The sequence below is a fragment of the Klebsiella sp. 2019SCSN059 genome (genome assembly GCF_021739525.1).
Classification (GTDB): Bacteria; Pseudomonadota; Gammaproteobacteria; order Enterobacterales; family Enterobacteriaceae; genus Klebsiella; species Klebsiella quasipneumoniae.
In genome coordinates, this window is the sequence record NZ_JAKKOM010000011.1 from 130,934 (window position 1) to 149,301 (window position 18,368).

The window sequence follows — 18,368 nt, forward strand, 5'->3', positions numbered from 1 at the left end:
GGATCGAGGCAATGTCGCAATACCATACCTTCACCGCCCACGACGCCGTGGCTTACGCGCAGCAGTTCGCCGGCATCGACAACCCATCTGAGCTGGTCAGCGCGCAGGAAGTGGGCGATGGCAACCTCAATCTGGTGTTTAAAGTGTTCGATCGCCAGGGCGTCAGCCGGGCGATCGTCAAACAGGCCCTGCCCTACGTGCGCTGCGTCGGCGAATCCTGGCCGCTGACCCTTGACCGCGCCCGTCTGGAAGCGCAGACCCTGGTCGCCCACTATCAGCACAGCCCGCAGCACACGGTAAAAATCCATCACTTTGATCCCGAACTGGCGGTGATGGTGATGGAAGATCTTTCTGACCACCGCATCTGGCGCGGGGAGCTTATCGCTAACGTCTACTACCCTCAGGCGGCCCGCCAGCTTGGCGACTATCTGGCACAGGTGCTGTTTCATACCAGCGATTTCTATCTCCATCCCCACGAGAAAAAGGCGCAGGTGGCGCAGTTTATTAACCCGGCGATGTGCGAGATCACCGAGGATCTGTTCTTTAACGACCCGTATCAGATCCACGCGCGCAATAACTACCCGGCGGAGCTGGAGGCCGATGTCGCCGCCCTGCGCGACGACGCCCAGCTTAAGCTAGCGGTGGCGGCGCTGAAGCACCGTTTCTTTGCCCATGCGGAAGCGCTGCTGCACGGCGATATCCACAGCGGGTCGATTTTCGTTGCCGAAGGCAGCCTGAAGGCCATCGACGCCGAGTTCGGCTACTTCGGCCCCATCGGCTTCGATATCGGCACCGCCATCGGCAACCTGCTGCTGAACTACTGCGGCCTGCCGGGCCAGCTCGGCATTCGCGACGCCGCCGCCGCGCGCGAGCAGCGGCTGAACGACATCCACCAGCTGTGGACCACCTTTGCCGAGCGCTTCCAGGCGCTGGCGGCGGAGAAAACCCGCGACGCGGCGCTGGCTTACCCCGGCTACGCCTCCGCCTTTCTGAAAAAGGTCTGGGCGGACGCGGTCGGCTTCTGCGGCAGCGAACTGATCCGCCGCAGCGTCGGGCTGTCGCACGTCGCGGATATCGACACTATCCAGGATGACGCTATGCGGCATGAGTGCCTGCGCCACGCCATTACCCTGGGCAAAGCGCTGATCGTATTGGCCGAGCGTATCGACAGCGTCGACGAGCTGCTGGCGCGGGTGCGCCAGTACAGCTGAGCGCGGCCTGTTGCCCTCACCCCAGCCCTCTCCCCCAGGGAGAGGGAGCAAACCCTAAAAAAGTGCAATCTTCTGGGATTGCCCGGCGGCGCTGCGCTTGCGCGGGCCTACAGATAACCGCATAACGGTTTGATATTGCAGTCTTTCGCAGGCCGGGTAAGGCGAAAGCCGCCACCCGGCAGACATGCGAGCACAATTTTGCGTTGACCTTGCCCTCATCCCGGCCCTCTGCCACAGGGAGAGGGAGCAAAGCCTAAAAAGTGCAATCTTCTGGGATTGCCCGGCGGCGCTGCGCTTGCGCGGGCCTACAGATAACCGCATGACGGTTTGATATTGCAGTCTTTCGTAGGCCGGGTAAGGCGAAAGCCGCCACCCGGCAGACATGCGAGCACAATAACGAAACAGGTTTGTCATCAGCCAGAAAAAGGCAATTGTCATTGCCTTTTTGCGTTGACCTTGTCCTCACCCCAGATACTCAATCACCGACAGCCCGCCGTTGTAATCGGTGCTGTAGATAATGCCCTGCGCATCGACAAACACATCGCAGGACTGGATCACCCGCGGGCGGCCGGGACGGGTATCCATCATCCTCTCAGGAGCAGCCGGCACCAGCGCCCCGGTCTCCAGCGGACGATACGGGTTGGAAATATCGTACGCCCGCACGCCGGCATTCTGATAGGTGGCGAAGATAAGCGTTGAGCTGACAAAGCTCCCCGGCCGGTTCTCATGCAGGTTATGCGGACCGAAGTGCGCCCCTTTCGCCGCATAGTCGATTTCGTCAGGCTGTGGGAAAGTTGAGATACTCACCGGGTTCGCCGGCTCGCGAATATCAAACAGCCAGATCAGCTTCTCGCCGTCCTCCTGATTGTCGAGCACCGCTTCATCCAGCACCACCAGCAGATCGCGATCCGGCAGCGGCAGCGCGGTATGCGTTCCGCCGCCGAACGGCGGGCTCCAGTTGCGATGGCTGATCAGCGTCGGCTGGGTACGGTCTTTGACATCCAGCAGCGTCAGGCCGCCGTCGCGCCAGCTGCCGTAGGCGGTATCCCCGGCAATAATGGCGTGGTGCAGCGCATAGCGTTTACCCTGCGGCCAGTCCGGTGTTTCACCGCCCGCCTGGTGCATCCCCGGCAACCACCAGCGCCCGGCAACCTGCGGTTTACGCGGATCGGCCAGATCGATGGTCAGGAAGATGTAGTCGGTAAAACCGTCGATCAGCGCGGACACATACGCCCAGCGGCCGCCGACGTACCAGATGCGGTGAATGCCGATACCGCTCAGCGACAGAAAGCCAATTTCACGCGGCTTATCCGGCGTGGAGATATCAAACACGCGCAGCCCGGCGCTCCAGCCTTTGTCCTGCACATCGCTGACCGTGTCACCCACCGAGCGGGTGTAGTACACCTTCTCATCGGCAAAACGGGCATCGGCAAACAGATCCCGGGCGTTGATCACCAGCAGCAGATCGTCATGCGCCTGGAGGTGCACGTTCCAGGTGCCCGGCGGCGCGGCAATATAGTTGACCGTGGTGGGCCGGGTCGGATCGCGAACATCGACCACGGAAAAACCCTGCGACACCATATGGCCAATATAGGCGAATCCGCGATGCACCATCAGCTGGACGCCGTCCGGACGACCGCCCTGGTCGCTATGGCCGATCAGCCGCATATTGCGGCTGTATTCTGGGGAAGGTAATGCTGACATAGGGAATTCCTTTCGCCCGGTGGCGCTGCGCTTACCGGGCCTACGGGCGCTGTTGGTTTTCCCCCTCTCCCTGTGGGAAAGGGCAACAGGCCGCCCCCGCCGCCACCCGGCTTCGTTTTATTTGTTTTTCGCTTCCAGCGTCGCAAACCACGGCGCGATAAAGTCTTCCGTCTGGCCCCAGCCCGGAATGATTTTCCCCAGCGTGGCCACGTTCACCGCCCCCGGCTGGGCCGCCAGCAGCGCCTGCGGGATCGCCGCCGCCTTGAAGTCGTAGGTGGCCGGCGTCGGCTCGCCGGCGATCTTATTGGCGATCAGCCGCACGTTGGTCGCGCCGATAAGCTTCGGATCCACCGCCACGCTCACCTTCCACGGGCTGCCGGCTTCGCGCATCAGCTGCAGATCCTGGTTGGAAATATCAATACTGTAGAGTTTGATCTCGGTGCGGCCGTTCTCTTTCAGCGCCTTATAGGCCCCCTGGCTAAAGGCATCCCAGGTGCCCCAGATAGCGTCGATTTTCCCTTTCGGATATTTGGCGAGGATCGCCCCCACCTTGTTGGCAGTGTCGCCCTGCACATCGGACGAAACGGCGCCGATCGACTCCAGCTCTTTAATCCCCGGATTTTGCTTCAGCAGCGTCTGGTAAGCCGCCTGACGGCGCTCCATTGGCGGGAAACCCGCCACCCACAGCTTGACGATGTTGGCTTTGCCGTTGAAGTCTTTCACCAGCTGGCCAAAGGAGAGATCGGTCAGTGAGGCGTCATCCTGCTGGCTGACCGTCACGCCGGGGATCTCGCCGCTCACCGCGGTATCGAACACCGCCACTTTGATCCCGGCGTCCACCGCCTTCTTCACCAGGGCCGTCGAATAGGGGTCACGCCCCTGGGAGAGAATAATGCCGTCGTATTTCTGGCTGATCGCCTGGTTGACGAAGTCCTGGAATTTGGCGTCATCGCCGTTGCTCAGGAAAGTGCTGATTTTGAAACCGAGCTTTTTGCCTTCCTGCAGCGCCCCGGCGACAAACTGGGTGGTGTTATCGTCAGACCCCAGGTTGCGGATCACTGCAATGCGGATCGGGCCATTGTGTTCGGCAATGGCCGCCGGCACCGGCGTCGGGGCGGTGGCCAGCGCCGCCGTCGACTGCAGCAGACCCAGCGTAATGAGAGAGAGTGCGATCTTTTTCATGCGGTTTACCCTGTAAAATGTTAAGTACGGCGCTGAAAATAGGTCAGTGCCAGCGCGCCAGCCAGTACCAGCCCTTTAATAATGTCCATCGCGTAATACGGCACCGAGAGCATCACCAGCCCGTTGGAGAGCACGCCGAGGATCACCGCCCCCACCAGCGTCCCCAGGGCGTTCGGTTTGCCGGAGCCGGCCAGCGAAAAGCCGATCCAGGCCGCCGCCACCGCGTCCATCAGATAGCCGCCGCCGGCGTTAACCTGCGACGATCCGATACGCGAGGCCAGCAGAATGCCGCCGAGCCCGGCCAGCAGCGAGGCAATCACGTACGCCGCCACTTTATAACGCGTGATCCGCAGGCCGGAGAGCCGCGCCGCCTCCGGGTTGCCGCCGATGGCGTACATCCGCCGGCCGTGGGTGGTGAACGACAGCGCCAGCTGGGCGACCAGCGTCACCACCAGCATGATGATGACGATGGTCGGCACCTGGCCCAGCGCGCCAAATGCCGCCGGGATGGTGCCTTCTGCCATCTCGCCGCTCGGCAGCACCATGTTTTCGGTAATCGACCCGCCGTAGCTGTATGTCATTGCCACCCCCTGAATCACAAACAGGCTGGCCAGGGTGGCGAGCATGTCGGGGATGCGCAGCACCACGATCAGAAAGGCGTTAAACAGCCCCACCAGGGTGCAGAGCGCGAGGGTGATCAGAATGGCTTCGGTGGTCCCCAGGCCGTGCCAGACAAACAGAGAGATCACCAGGGCGTTGGCCAGCGACGCCGTCGATCCGACGGACAGATCGAAGCCGCCGATGGTGAGGGAAATCGACACCCCAATGGCAATCACCGTCACGATGGCTATCGAGCGCAGAATGTTGATGATGTTGAACGGGTCAAGGAAGTTGTCCGAGGCGAAGCCAAAGACCGCCACCAGCAGCACCACGGTCAGCAACATGCCCCACTTATAGAGAAAATCAAAAAATCGCTGACGGCCCGATACCGTCACGTTCACTGCCAGGGCCTTGCTCACGCTGCCGCTCCTCCGGTTGAATAATAAAGCAGTGTCTCTTCCCGGGCTTCCGCGCCGGGGATCTCCGCCACGATCTGTCCGTCCCATAGTACGCAGATGCGATCGCATAAACCGACCAGCTCGGCGAATTCACCCGAGGCATAAATCACCCCTTTGCCTTCCCGCGCCAGACCATCGATCAGCATGAACAGATCGGTTTTCGCTTTCACATCGACCCCTTTGGTCGGTTCGTCAAAAATCAAAACGTTGGCATCGCCGCGCAACCATTTGCCAATGGCCACCTTCTGCTGATTGCCGCCGGACAGACGGCGCAGCGTCTGACCGGGACCGGTGGCGCGCACGCCGAGGCGGGCTATCACCTCCTCCGCCCAGCGCCAGGCCTGGCGATGGCCGAACAGGCTCCAGTGCGAAAAGTGGTTATCGGCGCTGACCGCCAGGTTCATCGCGATCGGCTCTTCGATGAAAATGCCCTCTTTGCGCCGCTCCTCCGGGACCAGCGCCAGGCCGCGCCCCACCGAGTCGGCGGGATCCCGTGGTCGCCACGGCTGGCCGTTCAGCTCGCCGCGCTGCACCCGGCTTTTGCTGGCGCCGAACAGCGCTTTGCACAGCTCGGTTTTGCCCGCCCCGGCCAGCCCGGCGATCCCCAGAATTTCCCCCTTACGCAGGCGCAGCGAGATATCCTGCAGCAGCGCCTCATCGTGCAGCCCTTCCACCTGCAGCAGCACTTCTTCACCGTGCGGCGGACGCGGCGGCGGGAAGATATCGCTCAGCTCGTGGCCCAGCATCTTTTCGACAATCTGTTCCCCGCTCAGCGGCGCCATCGGGCCACTCTCAATCAGACGCCCATCGCGCAGCACCGTCAGGGTGTCGCAGATCGCCTTCAGCTCGTGGATGCGGTGCGAAATAAACACCACCCCGATCCCCTGCTGCTGCAGACGGCGTACCACCGCAAACAGGCGTTCGCTTTCATGCTGATCCAGCGGCGCGGTGGGTTCATCGAGGATCAGAAAGCGGCAATGGTGCGACAGGGCGCGGGCCAGCAGGATCTGCTGTTTTTCGGCGAGCGTGCAGCTGTCAATAGAGCGCCTGACGTCCAGCGCCACGTCCAGCTGCGCCAGCGCCTCGCGCGCCAGCTGCCGAACCCGCGACCAGCGGAAGGTCGTCCCCGGCTCCGCCAGCCTGTCCAGCATGATGTTTTCGGCAATGCTCAGGCCCGGCACCAGCGCCACGTCCACCTCCTGCTGCACCAGGTGGATCCCCAGCTGTTTGGCATCCCGCGGCGAACGAATAGTGACCGGCTGGTTATTGATCGTCACTTCGCCCTGATAATGGGCGTGGGTGCCGCACAGCACCGCCATCAGCGTCGACTTACCCGCGCCGTTGGCGCCGGTCAGGGCATGCACCGACCCGCCATGAAGGGTGAAGGCCACCTTGTTCAGCGCCTGAAAGCCGGAGAAGGCCAGGCTAATGTTATGCATCTCAAGGCGATTCGCGCTCATCACTGCTCCCGTGCGGCAATTAATCTTCTGATTTAACGAATTTTTCATAGCCGCCGCTGGCTGACAACTGCGTAAAAAGCATAAGATACAACGAAATAATATTAGCCATCTGGATGTCCAGACATAACATCATGTTAGCCCAACACCTATAAGGACAGCTTTCATGAGCAACAGCGAGATCCGCGTCGTGCCCGGCCCGGCCAACTATTTCTCCCACCCTGGCAGCCTTCAGCGGCTAAGCGATTTTTTTAACGCCGACCAGCTATCGCGGGCGGTGTGGGTCTATGGCGAGCGCGCCCTGGCCGGCGCCGAACCTTTTCTGCCGGCGGCCTTCCACCTGCCGGAGGCAAAAAAGATCCGCTTTACCGGCCACTGCAGCGAACGCGATGTGGCGGCGCTGGCGCAGGCCTCAGGTGACGATCGGGCGGTAGTGATTGGCGTAGGCGGCGGCGCGCTGCTCGACAGCGCGAAAGTGCTGGCCCGCCGCCTGGGAGTTCCGCTGGTGGCCATCCCGACCATCGCCGCCACCTGCGCGGCATGGACGCCGCTGTCGGTGTGGTACAGCGACGCCGGACAGGCCCTGAATTTTGAGATCTTCGATGACGCGAATTTCCTGGTGCTGGTCGAGCCGCGCATCATTCTCAACGCCCCGGCGGAGTACCTGCTGGCGGGCATTGGCGACACCTTAGCCAAATGGTATGAGGCAGTGGTGCTGGCGCCGCAGCCGGAGGCGCTGCCGCTCACCGTGCGGCTGGGGATTAACGGCGCGCTGGCGATCCGCGACGTGCTGCTGGCCAGCAGCGAAACGGCGCTGGCGGACCAGCGCCGCGGCGAGCTGACCCAGGCGTTTCGCGATGTGGTGGATGCGGTTATCGCCGGCGGCGGGATGGTTGGCGGGCTGGGGGAACGTTACACTCGGGTCGCCGCCGCCCACGCGGTGCATAACGGGCTGACGGTGCTGCCGCAAACGGATAAATTCCTCCACGGCACCAAGGTGGCCTACGGCATTCTGGTGCAAAGCGCCCTGCTCGGTCAGGATGAGGTCCTGGCGCAGCTGGTGCAAGCCTGGCAGCGCTTTAACCTGCCGGCGACGCTGGCGGCGCTGGAGGTCGATATCAATAACCGCGCAGAGCTTGACCGGGTCATTGCCCATACCCTGCGCCCGGGCGAGTCGATTCACTATTTACCGGTGACGTTAACCCCTGAGGTTCTGCGCGCGGCGTTTGAGAAGGTGGAATACTTCAGCCGTTAATCACCCCGACCGTCTATACCTAATGATGATTCTCACCACTCTCGCAACGAGGTCATCATGCAGATCGATTTAACAGGTAAGAAGGCGCTGGTTACCGGCGCCAGCCGTGGGTTGGGTCGGGCTATCGCCCTGTCGCTGGCGCGCGCCGGCGCCGACGTGGTTATTACGTATGAAAAATCGGCCGATAAAGCCCAGGCGGTCGCCGATGAAATAAAAGCGCTGGGGCGGCACGGTGAAGCGGTGCAGGCCGACAGCGCCAGCGCGCAGGCGATTCAGGATGCCGTCACCCATGCGGCGCGTTCCCTCGGCGGGCTGGACATTCTGGTCAACAACGCCGGGATCGCGCGCGGCGGCCCGCTGGAGTCCATGACGCTGGCGGACATCGACGCGCTTATCAACGTCAATATTCGTGGGGTGGTTATCGCCATCCAGGAGGCGCTGGTGCATATGTCAGACGGCGGGCGCATCATCAACATCGGCAGCTGTCTGGCTAACCGCGTGGCGCAGCCGGGCATCGCGGTTTACTCGATGACCAAGTCCGCCCTCAACTCCCTTACCCGCGGCCTGGCGCGCGATTTAGGCCCCCGCGGGATCACCGTTAACCTCGTCCATCCCGGCCCGACCAACAGCGATATGAACCCGGAAGACGGCGAGCAGGCCGATGCCCAGCGTCAACTTATTGCGTTAGGTCACTACGGCCAGCCGGAAGACATCGCCGCGGCGGTCACCTTCCTCGCCAGCCCGGCCGCCGGGCAGATCTCCGGCACCGGGCTGGACGTGGATGGCGGTTTGAACGCCTGATCGCACATTTTCTGCAAGCCTCTGTCGCCCGGCAGAGGCCTTTTCGAGCCGCCTCGACGGGTTGCGTTTTGCCGCTTACCTGCGTTTTTTCTCGCTCTACCCTACCCCATAAGAAATTCGGAATTTATCTAATAGTCTTATTATTTCCTTATATTTTGTGTGGTCGCACAGTGGAGGTACGGATGAAGATTGTCTGGTCAAAAACGGCAGATAAGCCATTTTCTAAAATCGATAGTGGCGGTTAAACGCCGAACCACCACCACCTACCTGCATGAGGAGCATGCCGAATATGACTATTCAGTACATCAAGGATGAAGAAGGAAAAGACCAGTATGTCGTCATTCCTTACAGTGATTACTTTCGTATGCGCCTGGCTCTGCTGGAGTACGACGACGAGGATGAAAGCGACTGGGAAGATATTCCTTATGAATCAGACACCTATGATAACGTCATGCTGCCAGGCGAAGTATGCGACGTGATGCATAAAGAAAACGTCAGCCTGCAGGCTGCGTGGCGCATCCTGCGCGGGATGTCCCAGCAGGAGGTCGCCGAAAAGCTCGGCATCAGCCAGTCCGCCGTGTCACAGCTGGAAGCGCTGGACTCCCGTCCGCAGAAGCGCACCCGCGAGAAGCTAGCGGCGCTCTACGGCTGTAAGCAGGAGCAGATCAGCCTCTATCTGCCGAAAGAGGGTTAACAGCACTTCGCCCCGCCCTTGCCGCCGTAGCGGGCGTCCTGGCGTTCGCGGAAAAATGCTTCGTAGGTCATTGGCGTCTGATCCGGATGGTTGACGCGCATGTGCTCGACGTAGTTGTCGTAATCCGGCACGCCGATCATCATTTTGGCGGCCTGGCCCAGGTACTTACCTGCTTTGGAAAGGGTGTCGAACATAATTCTGATCTCACAGAAAAAGTACGCCGGGTAAGGCGAAGCCGCCACCCGGCACACAGGTTAATGCGCCCCTTTCGCCTGGGTCACTATCGCGTCCAGGTTTTCAGGCATTGGCTCATACGGTGTCTCTTTCGCCGTCGGTTTATTCTCTTTCAGCGCCGCCAGCGCGGTTTTAATCGAGAACAGCGCCAGCACCACCACCACGATCATAAAGAAGATGGTCAGCCCGGCATCGAGACGGTTGTTAAACACCAGCTGCGCCAGCTGCGACTCGGTGTACTGCGCCGGGATTTTGCCGCTGTCGATCATCGCCTGGAACTTGTTGGCAATCGCCAGGAAGCCCACTTTATTGTCCGGGCTGAAGGCCTTCTGCCAGCCGGCGGTGAGGGTACAGATCAGCAGCCAGGCCGTCGGCACCAGCGCCACCCACGCATAGCGCTGACGTTTCATCTTGAACAGCACCACTGCGCAGAGCATCAGCGCCATCCCCGCCAGCATCTGGTTGGCGATACCGAACAGCGGCCACAGGGTGTTAATGCCGCCCAGCGGATCGACCACTCCCTGATGGAGGAAGTAGCCCCACGCCAGCACGCACAGCGCCGTCGCCAGCAGGTTAGCCGGTAACGAGTCAGTACGCTTCAGGTTCGGGGAGATCACCCCCAGCAGATCCTGCAGCATAAAACGCGCCGCACGGGTGCCGGCATCCACCGCCGTCAGGATAAACAGCGCTTCAAACAGAATGGCGAAGTGGTACCAGAACGAGACGTCCATCAACCCGCCCAGCGCGCCGTGGAGAATGTAGGCCATGCCCACCGCCAGCGTAGGCGCCCCGCCGGCGCGGGAGATGATGGACTGCTCGCCCACCTCATTCGCGATATGCGTCAACGTTTCCGGGGTAATCGCAAAGCCCCAACCGCTCACCACCTGCGCCGCCGAGGCCACCACATCGGTGGTTCCCGCCGGCGCCAGCACCGCCATCGGGCTGTTCATCGCGAAGTAGACTCCCGGGTCAATGATACAGGCGGCCACCAGCGCCATAATCGCCACGAAGGATTCCATCAGCATGCCGCCGTAGCCGATAAAGCAGGCCTGATTTTCATTCGCCAGCATCTTCGGCGTGGTACCGGAGGCAATCAGGGCGTGGAAGCCCGACACCGCGCCGCAAGCGATGGTGATAAACAGGAACGGGAACAGGTTGCCAGTCCATACCGGGCCAGTGCCGTCGATAAATTTGGTCAGCGCCGGCATGGTCAGGGTCGGACGCATAATCAGAATGCCGATCGCCAGACCGACGATAGTGCCGATTTTCAGGAAGGTGGAGAGGTAGTCGCGCGGGGCGAGCAGCAGCCAGACCGGCAGCACTGCGGCGACAAAGCCGTAGCCCACCAGCATCCAGGTGAGCTGGACGCCGGTAAAGTCAAAGAACGGCGCCCAGGTCGGGCTTTCCGCTACCCAGCCGCCGGAGATAATGGCGAACACCAGCAATACCAGCCCAATCACCGACACTTCGCCAATGCGCCCCGGGCGCAGATAGCGAATATAGATCCCCATAAACAGCGCCAGCGGAATGGTAAAGGCCACGGTATAGGTTCCCCACGGGCTGTGGGTCAGCGCTTTCACCACGATCATCGCCAGCACCGCGAGGATGATCACCATGATCATAAAGGTCGCCACCAGGGCAATCACCCCGGCGGTCGCCCCCATCTCCTCTTTCACCAGCTCGCCCAGCGAACGGCCGTCGCGACGGGTGGAAACGAACAGCACCATAAAGTCCTGCACCGCCCCGGCCAGCACTACGCCGGCGAGGATCCAGATCATCCCCGGCAGATAGCCCATCTGCGCGGCGAGCACCGGGCCCACCAGCGGCCCCGCGCCGGCGATGGCGGCAAAATGGTGACCGAACAGCACTTTTTTGTCAGTCGGGACATAGTCGAGGCCATCGTTATGCCGTACCGCGGGCGTCATGCGCGTCGGGTCGACGCCGAGCACGGTTTTGGCGATATACAGACCGTAAAAACGATACGCGATCAGATAAACGCAGACTGCCGCGACGACAATCCACAGCGCGTTGATCTGCTCACCCCGGTTTAAAGCAATGTAGCCGAGGGCAAAGGCTCCGATCACGGAGAGCAGTGCCCAGATAAGGTATTTCCCTGAATTATTCATTGTTGTGGTCCACCGGTAGGGTAATCAGGATGTTACAGTTTGTTTCTAGAACACAACGCAGAATTTAACAACATCGAAACAGCGCAGATGCCGTCCACCCACAGAGATTTGTCTCACATTGCTAGCGAGATCACTTAAGGCAGGAAAATGAATGAAAGGATTATCGTGAACGGTGCCGTTTGTTTGTCTGGTGGCGGCTAACGCCTTACCCGACCTACAGAGCCGTAGTCCGGCTAAGCGCAGCGCAAGCCGGGGAAACAGCGGCTTCCTGACCCAGAAACCGTAGCCCTGCTAAGTACAGCCGAGCAGGGATATTCCCGGATGGCGGCGCGCTGCGCCTTATCCGGGCTACCCATTGCGCCGATACGTAGCCCGGCTAAGCGTAGCGCAAGCCGGGGAAAGCGTGGCTACTTAGCCCAGCACCGCGGTGCCCAGACGACAGGTGCAGCAGCGCCGCCCCTTCTCGTCATACACCACAATCTCCCAGCTCTGGCTCTGCCGGCCAAGATGCAGCGGGCGGCACTCGCCGCGCACTTTCCCGCTGGAGACCGCTCGGTGATGGGTGGCGTTCAGCTCGGTGCCGACCACGCACTGCCCCTCGTCGGTCATCAGCCAGCCGGCCATCGACCCCAGCGTCTCCGCCAGCGCCGCTGAGGCCCCGCCGTGCAGCAGGCCAAACGGCTGATAGGTGCGGGCATCCACCGGCATTTCCGCCTCCAGCAGCCCCGCCTCCAGCCGGGTGTAGACGATCCCCAGATGCGCCACCAGGGTGTTTTCGCTGCTGGCGTTCAGCGCCGCCAGCGTGAGCGCTCGTTTCCAGGCCATTTACGCCCCCAGCGTCGAGCCGCCGTCCACCACGATATCCTGCAGGGTGATATGGCTGGCATGAGCAGAGGCGAGGAACAGAATGGTATTCGCAATCTCCTGCGGGCGGGCAATTTTACCCAGCGGGATGCCGAGCTTAAACTGCTCGCCGAAACCGCGGATCCGTTGCTGCTCCGCATCGTCGCTGACCCACAGCGTGCGCTGCATATCGGTATCGGTAGAGCCCGGCGATACCAGATTACAGCGCACCCCGCTGCCCGCCAGCTCAAGGCCGACGGTCAGCGCCAGGCTTTTCAGCGCCGCCTTCGAGGCGCCATAGGCGCTCATGCCGATGCGCGGCGTGTGCGCGGCATCGGAGGCGACGGTGACGATGGCCCCGCCCCGCTGGCGACGGAACTGGGCCATCGTCTGCTGAAACAGGTTGAACGCCCCGCCGACGTTGACCGCGAAGGTCTGCTGCCAGTCTTCCGCGCTTAGCTGGTCGGTGGCGCCCATGCGCAGGATCCCGGCGGCGTTCACCAGCACGTCTAACCGCTCGGTGTTCGCCAACAGGCGGCTGCACACCTCGCGCACCCGGTCGGCATCGGCGACGTCCAGCGTTTCGGTCGCAAACGGGTAGCGTTCGCCGTCAAAGGCGAGGTCGAAACCGGTGACGTTGGCGCCGGCCTCCACAAAAGCCAGCGCGGTGGCATAACCGATCCCTTTACCTGCGCCGGTCACCCACACGGTCTGGCCGCGAAAATCCAGCGCCGCCATTATCGCACCTCGCGGGAAAGCAGCGCCCACCAGGCGTCGATGGTCGGGTTTTTCGCCAGCATCACGAAGTCGATATCGCCGTGCACTTTGCGCCAGCGGGCGGCCAGGGCCATCATCCGCACCGAATCCAGACCGTAGTCGATCAGGTTTTCATCATCCAGCGGTTCGTCGGATTCGTCGAGCAGCGGCAGGATCAGCGCGCGCAGCGCCTCTTTGGAGGCCGGCAGCGGCAACAGCGCTTCGGTCATCACCACGCGGCCGGAGCGGCCGGCGACGTATTTCAGCGCCATCAGGTGCTCTTCGCGGCTGAAGTCCGCCAGCGCGTCGGCGACAAAGAACGGTTTGATATCGCGCATAAAGGCGTCGGTGGCGGTGGTCATGCAGCCGATATGGGCATACACGCCGGTGATGATCAGCTGGTCGCGGCCGCTCTCCTTCAGCATCGCCTCCAGCGGCGAGCGATGAAACGCGCTGTAGCGCCATTTCACCAGCACGGTGTCGTCTTCATCCGGCGCCAGGGCGGCAATCACCTGCTGCTGCTCCGGCGAACGGGTCAGCCCCGGCCCCCACATATCATTCAGCAGCGCGCGATCTTCATCGCTCTGCTCTTTCGGCTGGGCGGTGTAGTACACCGGAATGCCGTTCTGTTTGCAGAAGTCGCGCAGGGCGGCGATATTGGCCACCACCTTCTCCATCATCGCGCTGTTTTCGCCCCAGAAATTGAGGAAATACTCCTGCATATCGTGGATCAGCAGCGCGGCGCGGGAGGGCTCAAAGGCCCAGCTGACTTTGTTCGCCGGGATATCGCTGGCTTCCGGCAGCGCGTAAGCCTGTAATTTAGGGATTGCCATTTTCTGTTCTCCTTCAGCCCAGCTTGCCTTCGGCCAGCCACTGACGTAATTGTTTCTTATCGACTTTGCCCACCGGCGTCAGCGGCAGCGCGGCAACGCACTCCACGCGGTCCGGCAGTTTAAATTCAGCCACCCCCTGCTCGCGCAGGAAGCGGCGCACCGCGACGGCGCGCAGCGGCGAGGTCGCCACCAGGTAAGCGCAGCTCTTCTCGCCCAGCAGGTTGTCTTCAATGCTGACCAGCGCGGCGTGGATCACCGCCTCATGGCGCAGCAGCAGGTTTTCGATCTCTTCGGCGGCGATCTTCTCGCCGCCGCGGTTGATCTGGTCTTTTTCCCGGCCCTGGACGGTGATATACCCGTCTTCATCGATCGATATCAGATCGCCGGAACAGTAAAACCCGTCGGCGTCAAAGGCTTCCGCGTTATGCTGCGGGCTGTTGTAGTAGCCGCGGAAGGTGTACGGCCCGCGGGTCATCAGGCGGCCCACTTCGCCGCGCGGCAGCGGGTTGCCGTCGGCATCCGCCACCCACACTTCATCGTCCGGACACATCGGGCAGCCCTGGGTATGAATGATCCGCTCAGGGCTGTCGTTAAGGCGGGTGTAATTCACCAGCCCCTCCGCCATGCCGAACACCTGCTGCAGCTGGCAGCCAATTTCCGCCGGGATGCGCGCGGCAAGGGTCGCCGACAGGCGCGCGCCGCCGACCTGCAGCAGCTGCAGCGACTGCAGCTGGGCATTGCCGCCCCATTCATGGATCGCCTGCAGCCACAGGCTGACCGCCGGCGGCACCAGCGAGGCGACGTTGATCTGATGTTTTTCAATCAGCGGGAAACAGAGGGTGGCGCTGGGGTCGGCGGCGAGGATCACCCGCCCGCCGGCGAGGAAAACGCCCAGCGACCCCGGGGAGCTCATCGCATAGTTATGCGCCGCCGGCAGCGCGTTGAGGTAGCGCGTCTCAGCGTTAATCCCGCAGATCTCGTTGCTGCGGCGAATGCTGTAGTCGTAGTCGTTATGGGTACGCGGGATCAGCTTCGGCGTCCCGGTGCTGCCGCCGGAGAGCTGGAAAAAGGCCACTTCGTCGGCAGGGGTTGGGTTAGCGATAAAGTTATCCGCCGGGCGGTTAATCTCCGTCGCCAGATCGCGCTCGCCGCCGTCGTTACGCAGCAGCGCCACGCGCAGGGAGGGATGTTCAGCGATAAACGCGTGAAGAAAGCTATCGTCGGCAAAGAGCGCGTGCTCGCGGTCGGCGATCAGCAGCGCCGGTTTAATCTGCGCGGCGTAGGCGTTAAGCTCGCTGCGCTGGTGGCTGAACAACGCGTTCACCGGCGCGACGCCGATGCGCAGCAGCGCGAAGAAGGTGATGTAAAACTCGGCGACGTTGCCCAGCTGCACCAGCGCGGTTTCCCCGCGCTTCAGTCCCTGACGCTGCAGAGAGCAGGCAAGGTTGTCCACCCGCTGGTTAAACTGGCGGTAGCTAATGTGTCGATCGCCATCGATAATCGCCACGGCGTCGTTTTCCGCGTGACGGGTGATCAGATTGGTTAATGGCAGATCCTGCCAGTAGCCTTTTTGGCGATAGCGGGCCGCGAACTCATCCGGCCAACGGGTAAATGCAATCATCCTTGCCTCTTAATTCAAGCCAAATACGTTAAGCATGGTGGTCAGTTTGACGCCGGTTTCGCGCCATTCGCCCAGCGGTGAGGAGGCCGGAACGATGCCCGCGCCGGCAAACAGGCGCAGCGTACGCTGCTGCAGACGCGCGCAGCGGATGGTCACCACCCATTCGCCGTTGCCTTCATCGTCACACCAGCCGACGATGCCGCCGAACAGCTGGCGGTCGAAGGGTTCCAGGTCGGCAATCAGGCGCTTCGCCGCCTGGTGCGGGAAGCCGCTCAGCGCCGGCGTCGGGTGCAGCAGGCAGGCCAGCGACATGGCGTTTTCTTCCGCCAGCGCCGTGCCCTCGATCGGCGTCGCCAGGTGCCAGAGCGTCGGGGTGGTGATCAGCTGCGGCGATGCCGGCAGCGACAGCTGGCTGCTGCGCGGGCCCAGCACGCTCTTCATCGCCTGGGTCACCAGTTCATGCTCGTGGCGATCTTTGCCGGACGCCAGCAGCCTGTTGCCCGCTTCGCGGTCCAGCACATCGTCCGGCTGGCGGCGGGCGGAGCCGGCCAGCGGCAGCGAGCTGAAGTGCGGTCCTTCTTTACGCAGCAGCAGCTCCGGGCTGGCGCCCAGCAGCACGCCGCCGTCGGAGAGGGGCACATGGAAGTTGAAGCTGGCGGGGTTCTGGGCGATCAGTCGCTCCATCAGGGCGCCGCTATCGACAGGATCGCGGGTGGTGATATCGATAAGTCGTGATAGCACCACTTTGTCCACTTCCGGGGTGGCGGTCAGCGCGGCGGCGCGTTCCACCATGGCTAAAAACGCATCCTGTTCCGGGATCTCCCGGCGCTCCACCACCTCCATCGTCTCCAGCGGCGCGGCATAGCGGGCGGAACGCTGTTTTTCCGGGCGCAAGAACGCTTCCCAGCGCTCCGGGATATAGAGCTCGGAAGGCTGACAGGTGTCGAACGGGATGGCCCCAACCATCACCGGCTTGCGGATCCCCGCCGCCCGGGCCTCGGCAAAGGCGGCGGCCATCTGCTGCTGGAACTCGCCATTCAGCGCATCGCCGCCGTCGGCGGGCGCTGAGAAGCGGCGGAAGCAGCCTGAGGTGCTAAAACTGCGGTACGGCGACATAAAGAAGAAGCTGTCCGGCGACAAGGTCCGGGTAGATTTCTGTACATCCTCAGCCAGTGACGTTTCCATATCATCCTCCAAAAACGATAAATATATTACGAATAATTATCATTTGTATTTTGGTTGGCTAACCTAAAAGGTATTGCCCGTCATGTCAACCGCGTTACGTCATCGCGCCGCCACTTTGGCTTGCATCCTGTCGGCGCAAAGTTGAAAATGAGACGCATTTATTACCCTTCGAATCAGGATGCGATGACGTGAACTTCTCTTCTTTTTACCGCCGCGGTGCGCTGGCCGGCATGCTGTTGTTTTTAGGAATTACCTCAGCCCAGGCGGCGGACTGGCCGCGCCAGGTCACCGACAGCTACGGGACGCACACCCTGCCGAGCCAGCCGCTGCGCATTGTCTCCACCAGCGTGACCCTCACCGGCTCGCTGCTGGCGATCGACGCCCCGGTGGTCGCCAGCGGCGCCACCACCCCGAACAACCGCGTGGCCGATAGCCAGGGCTTTCTGCGCCAGTGGAGTGAGGTCGCCAAAGCCCGCAAGCTGACGCGGCTGTACATCGGCGAACCGAGCGCGGAAGCGGTGGCCGCCCAGATGCCGGATCTGATCCTGGTGAGCGCCACCGGTGGCGACTCCGCCCTGCCGCTGTACGATCAGCTCAAAACGATCGCCCCGACGCTGGTCATCAACTATGACGATAAAAGCTGGCAAACGCTGCTTACCCAGTTGGGGCAGATCACCGGCCATGAGCAGCAGGCCAGCGCGCGCATCGCCGACTTCAATAAACAGCTCGTTTCGTTAAAAGAAAAAATGAAGCTGCCGCCGCAGCCGGTCACCGCCCTCGTCTATACCGCCGCCGCGCACAGCGCCAATATCTGGACGCCGGAATCGGCCCAGGGGCAGATGCTCGAACAGCTGGGCTTTAGCCTGGCGACGCTGCCGGGCGGCCTGCCCGCCAGCCATAGTCAGGGCAAACGCCACGATATCGTGCAGCTGGGCGGGGAGAATCTGGCCGCCGGTCTGAACGGCCAGAGCCTGTTCCTGTTCGCCGGCGACCAGAAAGATGTCGATGCCATTTACGCCAACCCGCTGCTGGCGCATCTCCCGGCGGTCGAAGGCAAACGCGTTTACCCGCTGGGCACCGAGACCTTCCGTCTTGACTACTACAGCGCCCTGCTGGTGCTCCAGCGTCTCTCCAGCCTGTTCGGCTAACGCGGGCTGTGCCATCGGGACGGGAACACAGCCTGAACTCTTTTGCCGGGCGGCGCTGCGCTTGCCCGGCCTACTGAGCTTGCGCCCTCCAGGCCAGACCTTCGGCCCGGTAAGCCGTAGCCGCCACCGGGCATCAGGACGGGTACGCGGCCTGAACGCTTTGCCGGGCGGCGCTACGCTTGCCCGGCCTACAATGCTTGCGCCCTCCAGGCCAGACCCCAGGCCCGGTAAGGCGTAGCCGCCACCGGGCATCAGGACGG

The 18,368-nt window shown here is 62.2% G+C and carries 16 protein-coding genes and 1 pseudogene; 6 read left to right on the forward strand and 11 right to left on the reverse strand.

What is annotated here, in order from left to right; genetic code table 11:
• The first annotated feature begins 11 nt into the window (after positions 1–11).
• Complete coding sequence (gene mtnK, locus L2I46_RS14070) at positions 12–1,211, forward strand: S-methyl-5-thioribose kinase (protein WP_023288798.1); 1,200 nt, start codon at positions 12–14, stop codon at positions 1,209–1,211.
• Between the two features lie 462 nt (positions 1,212–1,673).
• Here the strand turns inward: mtnK and L2I46_RS14075 are convergent, their stop codons facing one another.
• The 4 genes from L2I46_RS14075 to L2I46_RS14090 form a co-directional block, all read right to left on the reverse strand.
• A complete protein-coding gene (locus tag L2I46_RS14075) occupies positions 1,674–2,915 on the reverse strand; it encodes an LVIVD repeat-containing protein (RefSeq protein ID WP_044521566.1) in 1,242 nt (413 codons plus the stop codon).
• A gap of 117 nt (positions 2,916–3,032) precedes the next feature.
• Positions 3,033–4,097, reverse strand: a complete 1,065-nt coding sequence (locus L2I46_RS14080; protein ID WP_032455089.1) for a sugar ABC transporter substrate-binding protein — start codon at positions 4,095–4,097, stop codon at positions 3,033–3,035.
• A gap of 20 nt (positions 4,098–4,117) precedes the next feature.
• Positions 4,118–5,116, reverse strand: coding sequence for an ABC transporter permease (locus L2I46_RS14085; protein WP_236947958.1), 999 nt, complete (start codon positions 5,114–5,116; stop codon positions 4,118–4,120).
• A complete protein-coding gene (locus L2I46_RS14090; protein ID WP_236947959.1) occupies positions 5,113–6,615 on the reverse strand; it encodes a sugar ABC transporter ATP-binding protein in 1,503 nt (500 codons plus the stop codon). The genes L2I46_RS14085 and L2I46_RS14090 overlap by 4 nt, the downstream gene beginning before the upstream one ends.
• 163 nt (positions 6,616–6,778) lie before the next feature.
• Between L2I46_RS14090 and L2I46_RS14095 the strand changes: the two genes are divergently transcribed.
• From L2I46_RS14095 to L2I46_RS14110, 4 genes and pseudogenes are all read left to right on the forward strand, one after another.
• The gene (locus L2I46_RS14095; protein WP_060589605.1) at positions 6,779–7,867 is read left to right on the forward strand and encodes an oxidoreductase; all 1,089 of its coding nucleotides are present in this window, start codon (positions 6,779–6,781) and stop codon (positions 7,865–7,867) included.
• A 57-nt stretch (positions 7,868–7,924) separates the two neighbouring features.
• The gene (locus L2I46_RS14100) at positions 7,925–8,668 is read left to right on the forward strand and encodes an SDR family NAD(P)-dependent oxidoreductase (protein ID WP_023288792.1); all 744 of its coding nucleotides are present in this window, start codon (positions 7,925–7,927) and stop codon (positions 8,666–8,668) included.
• A gap of 231 nt (positions 8,669–8,899) precedes the next feature.
• Positions 8,900–8,983, forward strand: a pseudogene (locus tag L2I46_RS29735) (type II toxin-antitoxin system RelE family toxin); the annotation flags it as partial.
• A complete protein-coding gene (locus L2I46_RS14110) occupies positions 8,958–9,362 on the forward strand; it encodes a helix-turn-helix domain-containing protein (RefSeq protein ID WP_087824230.1) in 405 nt (134 codons plus the stop codon). The pseudogene L2I46_RS29735 and the gene L2I46_RS14110, both read left to right, overlap by 26 nt.
• On the opposite strand, the gene L2I46_RS14115 is transcribed toward L2I46_RS14110, so the two are convergent.
• The 7 genes from L2I46_RS14115 to entC all read right to left on the reverse strand — a co-directional run bounded on the left by L2I46_RS14115 (position 9,359) and on the right by entC (position 16,960).
• The gene (locus L2I46_RS14115; RefSeq protein WP_023288790.1) at positions 9,359–9,556 is read right to left on the reverse strand and encodes a YbdD/YjiX family protein; all 198 of its coding nucleotides are present in this window, start codon (positions 9,554–9,556) and stop codon (positions 9,359–9,361) included. The two genes, L2I46_RS14110 and L2I46_RS14115, sit on opposite strands and share 4 nt — an antisense overlap.
• A gap of 60 nt (positions 9,557–9,616) precedes the next feature.
• Complete coding sequence (cstA, locus tag L2I46_RS14120; protein WP_023288789.1) at positions 9,617–11,722, reverse strand: pyruvate/proton symporter CstA; 2,106 nt, start codon at positions 11,720–11,722, stop codon at positions 9,617–9,619.
• A 411-nt stretch (positions 11,723–12,133) separates the two neighbouring features.
• Positions 12,134–12,547, reverse strand: coding sequence for a proofreading thioesterase EntH (entH, locus tag L2I46_RS14125; protein ID WP_087824231.1), 414 nt, complete (start codon positions 12,545–12,547; stop codon positions 12,134–12,136).
• Positions 12,548–13,294 (reverse strand): 2,3-dihydro-2,3-dihydroxybenzoate dehydrogenase EntA, encoded by a 747-nt coding sequence (entA, locus tag L2I46_RS14130; RefSeq protein WP_087672169.1) that lies wholly within the window; start codon positions 13,292–13,294, stop codon positions 12,548–12,550.
• An 8-nt stretch (positions 13,295–13,302) separates the two neighbouring features.
• Positions 13,303–14,154, reverse strand: coding sequence for an enterobactin biosynthesis bifunctional isochorismatase/aryl carrier protein EntB (gene entB, locus L2I46_RS14135; RefSeq protein ID WP_236947960.1), 852 nt, complete (start codon positions 14,152–14,154; stop codon positions 13,303–13,305).
• Between the two features lie 13 nt (positions 14,155–14,167).
• Positions 14,168–15,775, reverse strand: coding sequence for a (2,3-dihydroxybenzoyl)adenylate synthase EntE (entE, locus tag L2I46_RS14140; RefSeq protein ID WP_072421329.1), 1,608 nt, complete (start codon positions 15,773–15,775; stop codon positions 14,168–14,170).
• 9 nt (positions 15,776–15,784) lie between these two features.
• Positions 15,785–16,960 (reverse strand): isochorismate synthase EntC, encoded by a 1,176-nt coding sequence (entC, locus tag L2I46_RS14145; protein ID WP_236947961.1) that lies wholly within the window; start codon positions 16,958–16,960, stop codon positions 15,785–15,787.
• A gap of 188 nt (positions 16,961–17,148) precedes the next feature.
• On the opposite strand from entC, the gene fepB reads away from it, so the two are divergent.
• Positions 17,149–18,108, forward strand: coding sequence for a Fe2+-enterobactin ABC transporter substrate-binding protein (fepB, locus tag L2I46_RS14150; RefSeq protein ID WP_032455076.1), 960 nt, complete (start codon positions 17,149–17,151; stop codon positions 18,106–18,108).
• Positions 18,109–18,368: the final 260 nt, after the last annotated feature.

Excerpts from the sequence above, each read along its gene's own strand:
- entC (WP_236947961.1), bottom strand. The coding sequence starts at position 16,960 with ATGGAAACGTCACTGGCTGAGGATGTACAGAAATCTACCCGGACCTTG.
- L2I46_RS14100 (WP_023288792.1), top strand. The coding sequence starts at position 7,925 with ATGCAGATCGATTTAACAGGTAAGAAGGCGCTGGTTACCGGCGCCAGC.
- L2I46_RS14095 (WP_060589605.1), top strand. The coding sequence starts at position 6,779 with ATGAGCAACAGCGAGATCCGCGTCGTGCCCGGCCCGGCCAACTATTTC.
- cstA (WP_023288789.1), bottom strand. The coding sequence starts at position 11,722 with ATGAATAATTCAGGGAAATACCTTATCTGGGCACTGCTCTCCGTGATC.
- mtnK (WP_023288798.1), top strand. The coding sequence starts at position 12 with ATGTCGCAATACCATACCTTCACCGCCCACGACGCCGTGGCTTACGCG.
- entH (WP_087824231.1), bottom strand. The coding sequence starts at position 12,547 with ATGGCCTGGAAACGAGCGCTCACGCTGGCGGCGCTGAACGCCAGCAGC.
- L2I46_RS14115 (WP_023288790.1), bottom strand. The coding sequence starts at position 9,556 with ATGTTCGACACCCTTTCCAAAGCAGGTAAGTACCTGGGCCAGGCCGCC.
- entB (WP_236947960.1), bottom strand. The coding sequence starts at position 14,154 with ATGGCAATCCCTAAATTACAGGCTTACGCGCTGCCGGAAGCCAGCGAT.
- L2I46_RS14090 (WP_236947959.1), bottom strand. The coding sequence starts at position 6,615 with ATGAGCGCGAATCGCCTTGAGATGCATAACATTAGCCTGGCCTTCTCC.
- L2I46_RS14110 (WP_087824230.1), top strand. The coding sequence starts at position 8,958 with ATGACTATTCAGTACATCAAGGATGAAGAAGGAAAAGACCAGTATGTC.
- entE (WP_072421329.1), bottom strand. The coding sequence starts at position 15,775 with ATGATTGCATTTACCCGTTGGCCGGATGAGTTCGCGGCCCGCTATCGC.
- L2I46_RS14080 (WP_032455089.1), bottom strand. The coding sequence starts at position 4,097 with ATGAAAAAGATCGCACTCTCTCTCATTACGCTGGGTCTGCTGCAGTCG.
- L2I46_RS14075 (WP_044521566.1), bottom strand. The coding sequence starts at position 2,915 with ATGTCAGCATTACCTTCCCCAGAATACAGCCGCAATATGCGGCTGATC.